At 71.8% G+C, this 13,637-nt stretch carries 12 protein-coding genes; 9 read left to right on the plus strand and 3 right to left on the minus strand.

Annotation, left to right across the window (positions count from 1 at the left end):
* Positions 1–2: 2 nt before the first annotated feature.
* Genes D0T12_RS25440 through D0T12_RS25450 form a run of 3 tightly spaced genes read left to right on the plus strand, consistent with a single transcriptional unit; the run spans position 3 to position 1,620 of the window.
* Positions 3–170 (plus strand): Insertion element protein, encoded by a 168-nt coding sequence (locus D0T12_RS25440; RefSeq protein WP_117402256.1) that lies wholly within the window; start codon positions 3–5, stop codon positions 168–170.
* Positions 167–877 (plus strand): phosphoadenylyl-sulfate reductase, encoded by a 711-nt coding sequence (locus D0T12_RS25445; protein ID WP_117402257.1) that lies wholly within the window; start codon positions 167–169, stop codon positions 875–877. The genes D0T12_RS25440 and D0T12_RS25445 overlap by 4 nt, the downstream gene beginning before the upstream one ends.
* Positions 878–885: 8 nt before the next feature.
* Positions 886–1,620, plus strand: coding sequence for a sirohydrochlorin chelatase (locus D0T12_RS25450; RefSeq protein WP_117402258.1), 735 nt, complete (start codon positions 886–888; stop codon positions 1,618–1,620).
* A gap of 46 nt (positions 1,621–1,666) precedes the next feature.
* Here D0T12_RS25450 and D0T12_RS25455 read toward each other — a convergent pair whose 3' ends face one another.
* Positions 1,667–2,413 carry a DUF1707 domain-containing protein gene (locus D0T12_RS25455; RefSeq protein WP_233526284.1) on the minus strand — a complete coding sequence of 249 codons (747 nt, stop codon included), beginning with the start codon at positions 2,411–2,413 and terminating at the stop codon, positions 1,667–1,669.
* Between the two features lie 179 nt (positions 2,414–2,592).
* Positions 2,593–3,252 carry a sulfotransferase family protein gene (locus D0T12_RS25460; protein WP_117402261.1) on the minus strand — a complete coding sequence of 220 codons (660 nt, stop codon included), beginning with the start codon at positions 3,250–3,252 and terminating at the stop codon, positions 2,593–2,595.
* Positions 3,253–3,554: 302 nt separating this feature from the next.
* On the opposite strand from D0T12_RS25460, the gene D0T12_RS25465 reads away from it, so the two are divergent.
* From D0T12_RS25465 to D0T12_RS25485, 5 genes are all read left to right on the plus strand, one after another.
* Positions 3,555–4,460 carry a hypothetical protein gene (locus tag D0T12_RS25465; protein ID WP_117402264.1) on the plus strand — a complete coding sequence of 302 codons (906 nt, stop codon included), beginning with the start codon at positions 3,555–3,557 and terminating at the stop codon, positions 4,458–4,460.
* 55 nt (positions 4,461–4,515) lie between these two features.
* Positions 4,516–5,058 (plus strand): DUF4262 domain-containing protein, encoded by a 543-nt coding sequence (locus D0T12_RS25470; RefSeq protein ID WP_117402265.1) that lies wholly within the window; start codon positions 4,516–4,518, stop codon positions 5,056–5,058.
* Positions 5,059–5,166: 108 nt separating this feature from the next.
* Positions 5,167–7,260: a glycogen debranching protein GlgX gene (gene glgX / locus D0T12_RS25475; protein ID WP_117402267.1), complete on the plus strand. Its 2,094-nt coding sequence runs from the start codon at positions 5,167–5,169 to the stop codon at positions 7,258–7,260.
* Positions 7,261–7,273: 13 nt separating this feature from the next.
* A complete protein-coding gene (locus tag D0T12_RS25480) occupies positions 7,274–7,987 on the plus strand; it encodes a pyrimidine reductase family protein (protein ID WP_117402268.1) in 714 nt (237 codons plus the stop codon).
* 72 nt (positions 7,988–8,059) lie between these two features.
* Entirely contained in the window at positions 8,060–9,151 is a 1,092-nt protein-coding gene (locus tag D0T12_RS25485; RefSeq protein WP_117402271.1) for an ATP-dependent DNA ligase, read from the plus strand.
* Between the two features lie 121 nt (positions 9,152–9,272).
* Here the strand turns inward: D0T12_RS25485 and D0T12_RS25490 are convergent, their stop codons facing one another.
* A complete protein-coding gene (locus tag D0T12_RS25490) occupies positions 9,273–10,949 on the minus strand; it encodes an alkaline phosphatase D family protein (protein ID WP_117402273.1) in 1,677 nt (558 codons plus the stop codon).
* Positions 10,950–11,166: 217 nt separating this feature from the next.
* Between D0T12_RS25490 and D0T12_RS25495 the strand changes: the two genes are divergently transcribed.
* Positions 11,167–13,575 (plus strand): HelD family protein, encoded by a 2,409-nt coding sequence (locus D0T12_RS25495; protein ID WP_117402275.1) that lies wholly within the window; start codon positions 11,167–11,169, stop codon positions 13,573–13,575.
* Positions 13,576–13,637: the final 62 nt, after the last annotated feature.

The following is a 13,637-nucleotide window of genomic DNA, read 5'->3' on the forward strand; positions in this document are numbered from 1 at the left end:
GCATGAGTGAGCGCATGGCGCCGTTCTACTGCCCCTACTGCGGCGAGGAGAACCTCGAACCCCGTGCGGAACACGGCTCGTGGTTCTGCCCCGACTGCCTTCGATCCTTCACGTTGAAATTCATCGGTGTCGGCGCTCCCCGCACCGCGAGCAAGGAGATCCCTCGGTGACTCTTCTGGAGACCGACAGACCTACCCTGGACCTGGAGGACATCGTCGAATCCGCGGCCGCCGCGCTGGAGGGCGCTCCCACGTTGGAGATCATCCGGTGGGCCGTCGCCACGTTCGGTGACCGCATCTGCCTCACCTCGTCCATGTCGGACGCGGCGCTGATCCATCTGGTGTCGAAGGTGAAGCCGGGCATCGACGTGCTGTTCGTCGACACCGGCTACCACTTCGCCGAGACGATCGGGACCCGCGACGCCGTCGAGGCCGTCTACCCGGTGAACGTCATCAACGTCACCCCGTCCCGCACGGTGGAGGAGCAGGAGGCCGCGCTCGGGCCCCGCCTGTTCGGCCGCAACCCCGACCTGTGCTGCCACCTGCGCAAGGTGGAGCCGCTCGGCCGGGCGCTGGAGGGCTACATGGCGTGGTTCAGCGGCATCCGCCGGGACGAGACCGCCAGCCGCCGCGACCGGAGGGTCGTCGAGTGGGACCGCAAGCGCGGCATGGTCAAGGTCAACCCGATCCTGGGCTGGACCCAGGAGGACATGGACAACTACATCGAGGACAACGGGGTCCTGGTGAACCCGCTGCACTACGACGGCTACCCGTCGATCGGTTGCGCGCCGTGCACCCGTCCGGTCGCGCCCGGCGAGGACCCGCGCAGCGGCCGCTGGGCCGGGCTGGGCAAGACCGAGTGCGGTATCCACCTGTGAGCCGGCCGATGGTGGCGGTGGCGCACGGGAGCCGCGACCCGCGCGCCGCCGCCACCGTCGCCGCCCTGCTGGACGCCGTCCGGGCCCGGCGGCCCGACGTGCCCGTGCACGCCTCGTTCCTCGACCACGCCGCGCCCACGCCCCGCCGCGTCCTGGACGGGCTGGCCCGCGCCGGCGTGGACGAGGCGGTGGTGCTGCCGCTGCTGCTCACGGCCGCCTACCACAGCAAGACCGACATCCCGGGCGTGCTGAACCAGGTGCGGGGACGGCATCCCCGGCTCGGTCTCCGCACGGCCGGGACGCTCGGCCCGCATCCGCTGCTGACGGCCGCCCTGGAGCGCCGCCTCGCCGAGGCCGGTGTCGCGCCGGGCGATCCGGACACGGCCGTGGTCCTCGTCTCGGCGGGGTCCAGCGACGCGTCCGCCAACGCCACCATCGCGGGCCTCGCCCGGCGGTGGCGGCCCCGCGGCTGGTGGGACGTGGTCGCCGCGTACGCGTCGGCAGCCCGGCCCACCCCGGCGGAGGCGGTGACGGCCCTGCTCGACGCGGGCGCTCCCCGCGTGGCGGTGGCGTCGTACTTCCTGGCGCCCGGCCACTTCGCCGACAAGGTCAGGGCGGAGACGCTCGCCGCGGGCGCCGCCGTGGTCTCGCCGGTCCTCGGCGCGGCCCCGGAGGTCGCCGAACTGGTCGTGCGCCGCTACGACGAGGCGCTGGAGACGGCCCGTACGGCCACCGCGGTCTGACCCGCACCCGGCCCCGCAGGGGGCTCGGGTACGGGTCGGACGCGGGTCACGTGCGGTCGCGCCACCAGTCGGCGATCGCGCGGCGGAACGGCGCGTGGTGCTCGTCATCGACGATCTTGACGTCGCCCATCACGACGGTCGCGCTGACGCGGACCACGGGAACGCGCGCCCCGGGATGGGGCTCCCGGACGGAGATCCTGCGGTCGCCCAGGAAGTTGTGGCCGGTCACCTCGACGCGGACGCCGTCCGGAACGATGATCTTGACGTCGCCCATCACGGCGGTGGCGGTCACGATGACCTCGCCGCTCGGCACCTGGGCGCCGCGCAGGTCGAGTTCGACGTCGCCCATCACCGACACGGCCTCCAGCGGGCCGTCGATACGGCCGACGATGCGTTCCTTGCAGTCGCCCATGAAGGCGCTGAACCGGCGCTTCACCTGGATCGGCGCGGGCTCGGCGCCGGGGGCGCCCATGCCGGGCAGGTCGGCGGTGATGGCGTCGAGGTCGCCGCGGGTGACGGCCGCGTAGGCGGCCTCGGTGCGTTCGGTCAGTTCCTCGAAGGTGAGCCGTCCCTCGACGGAGGCGATCCGCAACCGCTCCACGACGGCCTCCCGCTCGGCGTCGGACGCGCGCACCCGGTCGGGGGCGCGGACGGCGTCGGGCGCGCCCGCCGGGCCGGGCGCCGCCGTGGCCTCGGTGGGCTCGGCGACGGGCCGGTCGGGATGCAGTTCCTGCCGCCGGTCCCGCGGGCGGCGCGGGGACGACCGCTCCGGCTGTGGACTGGACTGACTCATGGCTTCGACGGTATGCCCCCGGTGACGGTGAGCAATCCGCCGCGCGGACGAGATCGTCCCACCACTTCAGGAGGATGGACCGCGGACCAGGCCGAAGGCATCATCGGCGATCGTCCGGATACGGTTCCCCGCGGGCACGGCGTCGGCCTTTCGCGACCTTTCCGGTGAACCACATCGGGTCACCCTTCCGCGTCGAGTCCCGCCCGTGTCGACAGCTCCTCCACCCATTCGGCGAACGCCTCACGGTCGTTCCTGCGCGGAAATGGTTCGTCCGGGACCGGAACGCCGAGGAATTCGCACAGCGGCCCCCACCCGTCGCTGACCTGGAACACCAGCAGCCGTTCGGGCGCGATCGTCCGGCGGACTGTCTCGGTGTGCTCGGTGAAGACGTCGATGGCGTGGGCGCGGTCGGCGAAGCGCCCGTCGAACACCCCTTCCCAGACGACGTCCGTGGCGACCTTCTGGATGTCGGCGATCAGCCCGCCGCTCCCGTCCGATTCGGAGTACGCGGTGGCGACGCGGTGGATGGTCGACGCGGTGCTGTCGTACCAGCGCTGGGGGTCCCGGACGGTCAGGATCACCTTGGCGGACGGGTAGACGTCGGCGAGTTCGTCCCAGAATCTGGACGCGGGCCAGTCGACGGCGGATCGGTAGCCGGCGAACAACCGGCGCCAGTCGGGCGTCTTCCCGCGTGCGGCTTCGCGCCACACCGGGATCTGCTCGGGATGCTCGGTCAGCTCGGCCATGTGATAGCAGGGGCCGAACCCCAACCGCTCCAACGCGAGTTTGAGCGACATGGTTCCCGTGCGTCCGAATCCGGCGCCGATGACATCGACCATTTGTTGAACCTCTACTTCGGGGGCAGTGGGTGATCCTCGTCGATCACAGAAGCAACTTTCTGCCCCGGCCCCTGAACCGGTCAACCTCGTCTTCCCAACGGCCGTCGGCAGCCGGCGGTCTGACGTGTCCACAACGTCCAACGCCTCCGGTGACGGTGTTCGACCAGGTCGGTCAACGTTTCAGGGGTGCTCGTCCGGTCTGTCGACGGTCGCCCGGCGAATCCACCGTCACCGGAACGAGACGCCGGTGCGACCTAATTCGGCCATGCTGAATCGATCGGTCCCACCCCTCGGAGGCTCCCGTGTCGGTTCGGCGGCTCGCCGCGTTCGCCGCGGCCGTGCTCGCGGTCGCCGTGCTCGCCGGGTGCGGCGGTGGCGGTCCCGCGCCGCCGCAGCGGGCGTGGTTTCGTGTCTCCGTGCTGCCGGACGGGAACGCCCTGCTGGACCTGCGCGCGGCGGGGCAGCTGGGCTCGGACGCCGACGTGCGGGCCCTGGCCCGGCGGGTCGCCGCGGCGACGTTCCCCGGCGCGCGGGCGATCCACGTCCGTACCGAGCGGGATCGCGGCGTGCCGTTCGCGCGGGCCGAGGTCCGCCGCGCCTACCGGACGGGACGCGGGCCGTCGCTGCGGATCGACACGGCCGGCGCCGTCCGGCTGCTGGCCGCGGCGGGCTTCCGCGACACGACGATGAGGCTGCGGTTGCCGTCCGTGCCGGCCACGGTGCGGGCGACCACGGTCCCGGCGAACACCGAGCGGGCGGAAACCGAGCGGGCGGGAACCGGGTCGTCCGGCACCCGCGCGTGGCGGCTGCGCGCGGACGCCCCACCGCCGGTCGTGCGCGTCGACCTGCGGCCGCGGCCGGGCCGCTGGCTCGCGGCGATGGCCCTGCCGGTGCTCGGCGCGGCGGGCGTCGCGCTGGGCTTCTTCGTCCGCCGCAGGATCTTCGCGCTGCCGGCCGCGGGACTCTCCGTCGCCGCCGCGATCACCGCGGTGGCGGGGTCGGCGGGCCGTCAGGGCGACGGCCTCGGCGTCGCGGGCCTGCTCGACGGGACGGCGCTGAAGGTCGCCACGATCGCGCCGCTCGCCGCGGTGCCGCTCGCGCTGCCCGCCGTGCTGCTGCTCGCGACGGTGTTCGCCCGCCTGGTCACCGGACCGGACGTCCGGAGCACCCACGAGGCCAGACCGACGGACACCGGCGTGTTTTGGTGACCGGTCACCGGAGACGAAGCGATGCCGAGCGCCGATGGATCCTAAACTGAAGGCCATGTCCGACGGCCACACCCCGTGCACCTGCGTGATCTGTAACCACGGTGACCGTGACCGCCTGGACAACTTCCAGCTCCGCACGATCGTGCACATCACCGAGTACGGCTGGAGCGTCGTCCTCGTGCACCCCGACGACGGGCCCGGGTGGGCGTACACGATCGGCCTGTGGCACAGCCACGGCGCGCCCGAACTGGCCATGTTCGGCGGCGACGTCTACGAGATGGAGGAGTCGCTGAACACGCTCGGCCGCCACACCGCCGACGGACGTCTCCCCGCGGACGGCGAACGCCGCGACGGCGTCGTCCGCGGCCAGGCCGCCGCGTTCCGCGAGACCGATCCGCTCTGGTACGACGCGATGTTCGGCGGGGCCGTCGCGTTCTACCGGCGCCCCACGCCGCCGATGCTCCAGGTCGTGTGGCCGAACGGGGAGGGCCTGTTCCCCTGGCAGCCCGGCACGGACCTGCCGTTCCGCCATTCGCAGCCGTGGCTGTGGCTCCCCCCGCGACAGCATCCCGCAGGCGTCTGGACACAGCGCTTGTGACGGGCGGCCCGCCGCGCGTGACACTCTGACGGCACCCATGGTGCGCGGGCGGACGGCGGGGTAGGCCACAATCGACGGGCCAGGACGACCAGGTGGAGGAGTTGCGACATGCGGGAGGTGTGGCCCGGTGACCCCTATCCGCTGGGCGCCACCTGGGACGGCACGGGTACGAATTTCGCGCTGTTCTCGGAGGTGGCGCAATGCGTCGAACTGTGCCTGTTCGACGACGACGGGCACGAGACGCGGCGGACGCTGCCGGAGGTGGACGGTTTCGTCTGGCACGGCTACCTGCCGGGCGTCGGCCCAGGCCAGCGGTACGGGTACCGCGTGCACGGGCCGTTCGACCCTCGGGAGGGCCATCGCTGTAACCCGGCCAAGCTGCTGCTCGACCCGTACGGGAAGGCCGTCGAGGGCGGCGTCCGCTGGCACGAGTCGCTGTTCTCCTACCGGTTCGCCGACCCCGACACGCTGAACGAGGACGACAGCGCCCCCCACATGCCGAAGAACGTGGTGATCAACCCGTTCTTCGACTGGGGGGACGACCGGCCGCCGCGCGTCCCGTACCACGAGAGCGTCATCTACGAGGCGCACGTGAAGGGTCTGACGAAGCTGCATCCCGGCATCCCGGAGGAGCAGCGCGGGACGTACGCGGGCCTCGCGCACCCGGTGATGATCGACCATCTGCTCGACCTCGGCGTGACGGCCGTGGAGCTGATGCCGGTGCACCAGTCGATCCCCGAGCACGCGCTGGTGGCGCGGGGCCTCGGCAACTACTGGGGCTACAACACGATCGGTTTCTTCGCGCCGCACAACGCCTACGGGTCGTCCGGGCAGTGCGGGGAGCAGGTGCTGGAGTTCAAGGCGATGGTCCGCGCCCTGCACGAGGCGGGGATCGAGGTCATCCTCGACGTCGTCTACAACCACACCGCCGAGGGCGACCATCTCGGGCCGACGCTGTCGTTCCGCGGCATCGACAACGCGTCCTACTACCGGCTCCGCGACGACGACAAGCGCTACCACCTCGACTACACCGGCTGCGGCAACTCCCTCAACGTCCGCAACCCGCACGCGCTCCAGCTCATCATGGACTCGCTGCGGTACTGGATCATGGACATGCACGTCGACGGGTTCCGCTTCGACCTGGCGTCCGCGCTGGCCCGCGAACTGCACGACGTCGACCGGCTCGCCGCGTTCTTCGACCTCGTCCAGCAGGACCCGGTCGTGTCGCAGGTGAAGCTCATCGCCGAGCCGTGGGACGTCGGGGAGGGCGGCTACCAGGTCGGCAACTTCCCGCCGCTGTGGACGGAGTGGAACGGCAAGTACCGCGACACCGTCCGCGACTTCTGGCGCGGCTCGTACGCGACGATGCCGGAGTTCGCGTCCCGCCTGACCGGATCGTCGGACCTGTACGAGCACAGCGCGCGGCGCCCGTCGGCGTCCATCAACTTCGTCACCTGCCATGACGGGTTCACGCTCACGGACCTGGTGTCCTACGACCACAAGCACAACGACGCCAACGGCGAGGACAACCGCGACGGCACCGACGACAACCGGTCGTGGAACTGCGGCGTGGAGGGCCCCACCCGCGACCCCGCCGTCCTGGACCTGCGGGCCCGGCAGCGCCGGAACTTCCTCGCGACGCTGTTCCTCTCGCAGGGCGTGCCGATGCTGTCGCACGGCGACGAACTGGGCCGCACGCAGGACGGCAACAACAACGCCTACTGCCAGGACAACGAGATCGCCTGGGTGCGCTGGCAGGGTTCCGACGACATGGAGTTCGTGCGGACCCTGTCGCGGCTTCGGCACGACCACCCGGTGTTCCGCCGCCGCCGTTTCTTCACCGGCACCGGAACGGGCGCCGCCGCCGACATCGCCTGGCTCACGCCCGCCGGGGAGAGCATGACCGACGACGACTGGAACGTCGGGTTCGCCAAGTCGCTCGGCGTGTTCCTCAACGGCGACGCCATCACCGAACCCGATCCTCGCGGACGCCGCGTCCGCGACGACTCGTTCCTCCTGCTGATCAACGCGGGCGCCGATCCCGTGGAGTTCACGCTTCCCGGCGGCGAGTACGGCGAACGCTGGGAGTTCGCCCTCGACACCGCCGAGCCCGGCGGGGTCGGGGAACGTCCCCGCGTCAAGGCCCGCGACGCCGTCCCGGTCGTCGGCCGCTCCCTGAGCGTCCTGCGCAGGCTCCCGTAGACTTCGAAGTCCTATGCGGATCCTTTCTCCGGAGGCGGGCGAGGTCGATCTCGTCGAGCGCTACGCCTATCCGTCCGACGGGGTGTGGCTTCGGGCCAACATGGTCGCCAGCCTGGACGGCGCGGCGCAGCGCGACGAGCGCAGCGGCGGCCTCGGCAACGCCGCCGACCGGCATCTGTTCCTGCTGCTGCGCGGTCTCGCCGACGTCGTGATCGTCGGCGCCAACACGGTGCGGGCCGAAGGTTACGGGCCCGTCCTGCCGACGGACGCGTGGGACGGGATTCGGGACGGGCGCGCGCCCGTCCCGCCGCTGGCGGTCGTCTCCCGCACCCTCGACCTCGACTTCGACGCGCCGCTGTTCACCGAGGCGCGGGCCAGGACGATCGTGCTGGCGACCGCGACCGCCGACCCGGCGCGACTGGAGGCCGCGCGGGAGCGCGCCGACGTCATCATCGCCGGGGAGGACTCCCTGGACTTCCCCGCCGCCGTCGCGGAGCTCGCGGCGCGCGGCCATCGGCGCCTGCTGTGCGAGGGCGGGCCGGGCGTCCTCGCGCAGGTGGTGGCGGACGGGCTGCTGGACGAGCTGTGCCTCACGCTGAGCCCGCAGCTGCTCGCCGGGCACCCGACGCGGATCCTGAACGGCCCGCCGCTGCCCGTCCCGCCGGAGCTGACCCTCGCCCAGGTGCTGCGCGACGACGACTTCCTCTTCCTCCGCTACACCCGCTGACCTGCGGCATCGGAGCCGCCATCCGGGCCCCCGCGTCGCCGGGCTGTCGGTGCCGGGGCGCACTATAGGGGGATGGACCTGCCGATCCTTCCGCCGTTGCCGCCGATGCTGGCCAAGGCGGTGAAGACGATGCCCAAGGGCGATCTGCTGTACGAGCCGAAATGGGACGGTTTCCGCTGCGTCGTGTTCCGCGACGGCGACGAGGTGGAGCTGTCCAGCCGGGGCGAGAAGCCGCTCACCCGGTACTTCCCCGAGCTGGTCGAGGCGGTGCGGCGCGAGCTTCCCGAACGCTGCGTGATCGACGGCGAGATCGTCCTTCCGATGGGCACCCGCCTGGACTTCGAGGCCCTCCAGCAGCGCATCCACCCGGCCGCGTCCCGGGTGAAGCTGCTGTCGGAGCAGACCCCGGCGTCGTTCATCGCGTTCGACCTGCTCGCCCTGGGCGACGAGTCACTGATGGAGGTGCCGCTCGGTGAGCGGAGGCAACGCCTCGTCGACACGCTCACGGGGGTGCGGGCGCCGATCCACGTGACGCCCGCGTCCGACTCCTACGAGCTGGCGCTGCGCTGGTTCGACGAGTTCGAGGGCGCCGGGTTGGACGGCGTCATCGCCAAACCGCGCGACCTGCCGTACGAGTCCGACAAGCGGGCCCTGTTCAAGGTCAAGCACGAGCGGACCGCCGACTGCGTGGTTGCGGGCTTCCGCTGGCACAAGTCGGGCCCGATCGTGGGGTCGCTCCTCCTCGGCCTCTACAACGACCAGGGCAACCTCCAGCACGTGGGGGTGGCGGCGTCGTTCACGATGAAGCGCCGCGCCGAGCTGGTCGAGGAGCTTCGGCCGTACCGGCTGGAGGATCTCACCGAGCACCCGTGGGCGGAGTGGGCGAGCCAGTCCGAGGCGACCGTCGACCGGATGCCGGGCGCCATCTCCCGCTGGACGGGCAAGAAGGACCTCAGCTGGGTGCCGCTGCGTCCCGACCTGGTCGTCGAGGTCGCGTACGAGGCGATGGAGGGCGACCGTTTCCGTCACACGGCCCGCTTCCGCAACTGGCGCCCCGACCGCACCCCCGAGTCGTGCACCTACGAGCAGCTGGAGATCCCCGTGGCGTACGACCTCGACGACATCCTCTCCGGCCAGGCCACGAACCCCAGAGCCGACCACTAGCCCCGCCGGGCCGCACGACCGCGGAGATCGCACGACCCGACGGCGCTCACCCCGGCCATCGCCGCAATCCCGCAACGCTTCCCACGGTTGCGATCGCGTCCGAAGGCCGTGAGAAGCCGGATCAGGGCTGAGTTTCGTTCTGGATGGTCTGGCGGATGAGTTCCTCGTCGGACTGCGACCTGGTTCTGGGCGAGTCGTAGGGGCGCAGGTAGGTCTGCTTCACGCCGGGTTCGCGGTCCTCGATGACGAAGGTCGCCTTGATGGAGGCTTCGGCGTCGCGCGTCCGGACGGTGGGCAGCGTCTTGAAGTCGGCCTTCATCTCGTCCTTGCCGATCTTCGTGAGCACGTATCCGCGCTGGTTGTTGTAGAAGCGCAGGTGCGGGTTGATCTTGAGGAAGGGGTGGTCGGCCGGGTTGGAGTCGCTCCCGTCGCCGCCGCTGGTGATGGACGTGCAGACCAGTTCGGAGCCGACGGTTCTGGAGTCCGGGTCGTCGTAGTCGGCTTTGAGGTCGCCGGCCCAGTGGGCGTGGACGTCGCCGGTGAGCACGACGGGGTTGCGGACCCGTGCGTCGAGCCAGCCCTTGGTGATCCGGTCGCGGGACGCGACGTAGCCGTCCCAGGAGTCCATGGAGGTCTTCTTGACCGGGCCCGCGGTGTTGTCGCGCTGCGCGAAGAACACCTGCTGGCCGAGGATGTCCCAGCGGGCGCGGGAGCGGCGGAAGCCGTCCAGGAGCCAGCGTTCCTGCCGGTCGCCGGTGATGGACCGTTTCGGGTCGATGGCGTCGGGGCAGTCCTTGTAGCCGTCACCGCACGCCTGGTCGTCGCGGAACTGGCGGGTGTCGAGCATGTGGAAGTTGGCGAGCCTGCCCCAGGCGACCCGCCGGTACACCTGGATGTCGGGGCCGTGGGGGATGGAGCGGCGGCGCAACGGCATGTTCTCGTAGTACGCCTGGAACGCGACGGCCCGGCGGGCGCGGAACGCCTCGGGGGACGGGGTGTCGGAGTTGTTCTCCGGGACGTCGTCGGCCCAGTTGTTCTCGACCTCGTGGTCGTCGAAGACGACGAGCCAGGGCGCGGCGCCGTGCGCGGCCTGCAGGTCGGGGTCGGACTTGTACTGGGCGTGCCGCAGCCGGTAGTCGCCGAGGGTGACGGTCTCAGGGCCCTCGTGGTCGCGGACGTTGCCGCCCGGGATGGTATAGACGCCTTTCTTGTACTCGTACTGGTAGTCGCCGAGGTGCAGGATCAGGTCGGGGTGCTCTTCGGCGAGCCGCCGGTACGCGGTGAAGTAGCCGTGTTCGAACTGAGAGCACGACACGAAGCCCATCGCGAGGGCGGAACCGTAGGTGGAGGGGTGCGGGGCGGTGCGCGTCCGTCCGACCGGGGAGATGTGGCCGCCGACGCGGAACCGGTACCAGTAGTCGTGGCCGGGGCGCAGGCCGTCGAGTTCGACGTGGACGGAGTGCGCGGAGCGGGCGTGGGCGGCGGCGACGCCGCGGCGCACGACGCGGCGGAAGCGTTCGTCGGTGGCGACCTCCCAGCGGACGGGGATCGTCCGGGACGGCATGCCGCCGAGCCCGTCCTCGGCGAGGGGGTCGAGGGCGAGCCGGGTCCAGAGGACGAACCCGTCGGGGTCGGGGTCGCCGGAGGCGACTCCGAGGGTGAACGGATCGCCGTCGGGTGTCCGGGCGCGGGGGGCGGCGTGGGCGGGTCCCGGGACGCCGGTCGCGGCGACGGCGGTGGCGAGTCCGCTGGTGATGAGGAAGGTTCGCCGGTTCAGCCGGCGTGCGGTGTCGGCCATGGAGTAGCGACCTTTCTGGAGGTTCCGGCATCGATCGCCGGAAAGCCTCACGAAGGCCGGTGACCCGAGGACACCGCGGGGATGACGTCCACCACAACAAAAATGATCATTTGGGAAGACCCGGAAGGGTCATGCAGGGCGGACAGGAGGATGGTAGGCTGGCAACTTCAAGTTGCGCACAGCAATTCCATCCTATAACTAGGAGCGTAGCAGAGGCATGGGACTCCGTCAAGCCGACGCTGTCAACCCCGAGCGCGAGGAAAAGTCGCGGCAGGCCGCGATCCGGGCCGAACAGCAGTACGTGTCCCGCGTGTACTCCCGGCTCGACGCCGAACGGGAGAGCGCGGAGACGGCGCTGCGCGCCGGTCCGGCGGCGGGCGGCGGCAGCGCGTTCCAGGCCAGGCTGGAGGGCGCCGTCGCCACCGACGAGGCCGCGCGTCGCCTCGCCCGGCTCAGCGGCGTCGAACACGGCCTGTGCTTCGGCCGGATCGACCACCGCGCGGACGCCGACGGCCCCGGCGACACGTTCTACATCGGCCGCGTCGGGCTGCGCGACGAGAACCGCGAGCCCCTCCTGATCGACTGGCGCGCCGAGGCCGCCCGCCCGTTCTATACCGCCACCTCCGGGGCCCCCGGCACGCTCGCGCGACGTCGCCACCTGCACCTGCGCGACCGCACGGTCGTCCACCTGGACGACGAGGTGTTCGACCTGGAGGGTCTGGCCGAGTCCGAGCGGCGCGGCATCGTCGGCGAGGCCGCCCTGCTCGCCACCCTTCGCCGGGGCCGGACGGGCCGGATGAGCGACGTCGTCGCGACCATCCAGGAGGAACAGGACCAGGTGATCCGCTCGGGGTTGCACGGCGTCCTCGTCGTGCAGGGCGGTCCCGGCACCGGCAAGACGGTCGCCGCGCTCCACCGGGCCGCGTACCTGCTGTACACGCACCGGGACGTCCTCGAACGGCGCGGCGTCCTCATCGTCGGTCCGAACGCCACGTTCCTGCGCTACATCGAGCAGGTCCTGCCCGGCCTGGGCGAGACCGACGTCGTGCTGGCCACGGTCGGGGAGCTGTACCCGGGCCTGAAGGCGACCGCCGCGGACGACCCGGCGATCGCCGTCGTCAAGGGCGATCTGCGGACGGCCGACCTGGTGCGGGAGGCCGTCCACGACCGGCAGCGCGTCCCCGCGGACGGTCTGCGCGTCGAGGTCGAGGGCCTGACCCTCACCGTGGACGCCGAAGCGTGCGAGCGGGCACGCGACCGCGCCCGCGGTCTACGGGTCCCCCACAACATCCAGCGGCGCCGCTTCGTCCACGACCTGCTGGAGGCCCTCGCCGTCGACCGCGCCGAACAGTACGACCGCATCATGGACGAGCCCCTGGAGGAGATCGCCAAGAACGGCGGCCTTCCCGGCTGGCTCCAGGAGCTCATCGACGAGGCCGAGGACACCCCACTCCTGGACGAGACGGAACTGCGGATGGCCAAGGAGGCCCTCTGGCACGATCCGGCCGTCCGGACCGCCCTCGACGCGCTCTGGCCCGAGCTGACACCCGAGGAGCTGCTGACCGACCTCTACGCCGACCTCGACTCCCTGACGCGCCTGGGCGCCCGTGCGGGGCTGAGCCCCGCCGAGGCGGCGCTCCTGCGCCGCCCGTCCGGCGCCCCGTGGACGGTCTCCGACGTGCCGATCCTGGACGAGGCCGCCGACCTCCTCGGGAAGGACGACTCCGCGGCGCGGGCGGCCCGCCGGCGCGCCGACCTCGCCCGGCGCGAGGCGGAGGAGCTGTACGCCCGCGAGGTCATCCAGACCACCGGCCTCGCCGACCTGGACATGGTCTCCGCCGCCGACCTCGCCGAGCGCCACCACGACGACGGTCCGCCGCTCACCACCGCCCAGCGCGCCATGGCCGACCGGGAATGGGCGTACGGGCACGTGATCGTCGACGAGGCGCAGGAACTGTCGGCGATGGCCTGGCGCACCGTGATGAAGCGCGTCCCGACCCGGTCCCTCACCGTCGTCGGCGACATCGCCCAGACCGGCAGCGCCGCCGGCGCCTCCTCGTGGGGGCAGATGCTCGACCGCTACGTGCCCGGCCGGTGGCGGGAGCAGCGGCTCCTGGTCAACTACCGGACCCCCGCCGCCATCATGCGGGTCGCCGCCGACGTCCTCGCCGCCGTCGCGCCCGACCAGACCCCGCCCGAACCCGTCCGCGACGACGGTCCCCCGCCGACCGCGATCGCGATGCCGGTCTCGGATCTGCCGGGGCTCGTCCGCTCCGAGCTGTCGCTCGTCGCCGGGGACGCGTCGGGCGGCATCGGCGGCGCCTTCACCGAGGGCCGTCTCGCCGTCGTCACGTCCACCGCCCGGCACGCCGCCGTCCTGGACGCCCTCCCGTCCGCCGCCGTGGGCGCCACCCCGGAGGCCCTCGACTCCCCCACCGTCGTCCTGACCGCGCAGGAGGCCAAGGGCCTGGAGTTCGACTCCGTCGTCATCGTCGACCCGGCCGGCATCGTCACCGAGTCCCCCATGGGCGGTCAGGACCTGTACGTGGCCCTGACCAGGGCGACCCGCCGCCTGACGGTCGTCCACGACGACGACCTCCCATCCCTGCTCGCGAGCCTCGCCTGAAACGAAGATGCGACGAAGCCGCGGAGATCAAGGGCTGGGCGTGCCAGGATCTGGCACTGGTT

The sequence above is a fragment of the Actinomadura spongiicola genome (assembly GCF_003432485.1).
GTDB classification, from domain to species: Bacteria; Actinomycetota; Actinomycetes; order Streptosporangiales; family Streptosporangiaceae; genus Spirillospora; species Spirillospora spongiicola.

Coding starts and splice junctions, on each gene's coding strand:
- D0T12_RS25440 (WP_117402256.1), top strand. CDS start 3: ATGAGTGAGCGCATGGCGCCGTTCTACTGCCCCTACTGCGGCGAGGAG.
- D0T12_RS25450 (WP_117402258.1), top strand. CDS start 886: ATGGTGGCGGTGGCGCACGGGAGCCGCGACCCGCGCGCCGCCGCCACC.
- D0T12_RS25455 (WP_233526284.1), bottom strand. CDS start 2,413: ATGAGTCAGTCCAGTCCACAGCCGGAGCGGTCGTCCCCGCGCCGCCCG.
- D0T12_RS25460 (WP_117402261.1), bottom strand. CDS start 3,252: ATGGTCGATGTCATCGGCGCCGGATTCGGACGCACGGGAACCATGTCG.
- D0T12_RS25470 (WP_117402265.1), top strand. CDS start 4,516: ATGTCCGACGGCCACACCCCGTGCACCTGCGTGATCTGTAACCACGGT.
- glgX (WP_117402267.1), top strand. CDS start 5,167: ATGCGGGAGGTGTGGCCCGGTGACCCCTATCCGCTGGGCGCCACCTGG.
- D0T12_RS25480 (WP_117402268.1), top strand. CDS start 7,274: ATGCGGATCCTTTCTCCGGAGGCGGGCGAGGTCGATCTCGTCGAGCGC.
- D0T12_RS25485 (WP_117402271.1), top strand. CDS start 8,060: ATGGACCTGCCGATCCTTCCGCCGTTGCCGCCGATGCTGGCCAAGGCG.
- D0T12_RS25490 (WP_117402273.1), bottom strand. CDS start 10,949: ATGGCCGACACCGCACGCCGGCTGAACCGGCGAACCTTCCTCATCACC.
- D0T12_RS25495 (WP_117402275.1), top strand. CDS start 11,167: ATGGGACTCCGTCAAGCCGACGCTGTCAACCCCGAGCGCGAGGAAAAG.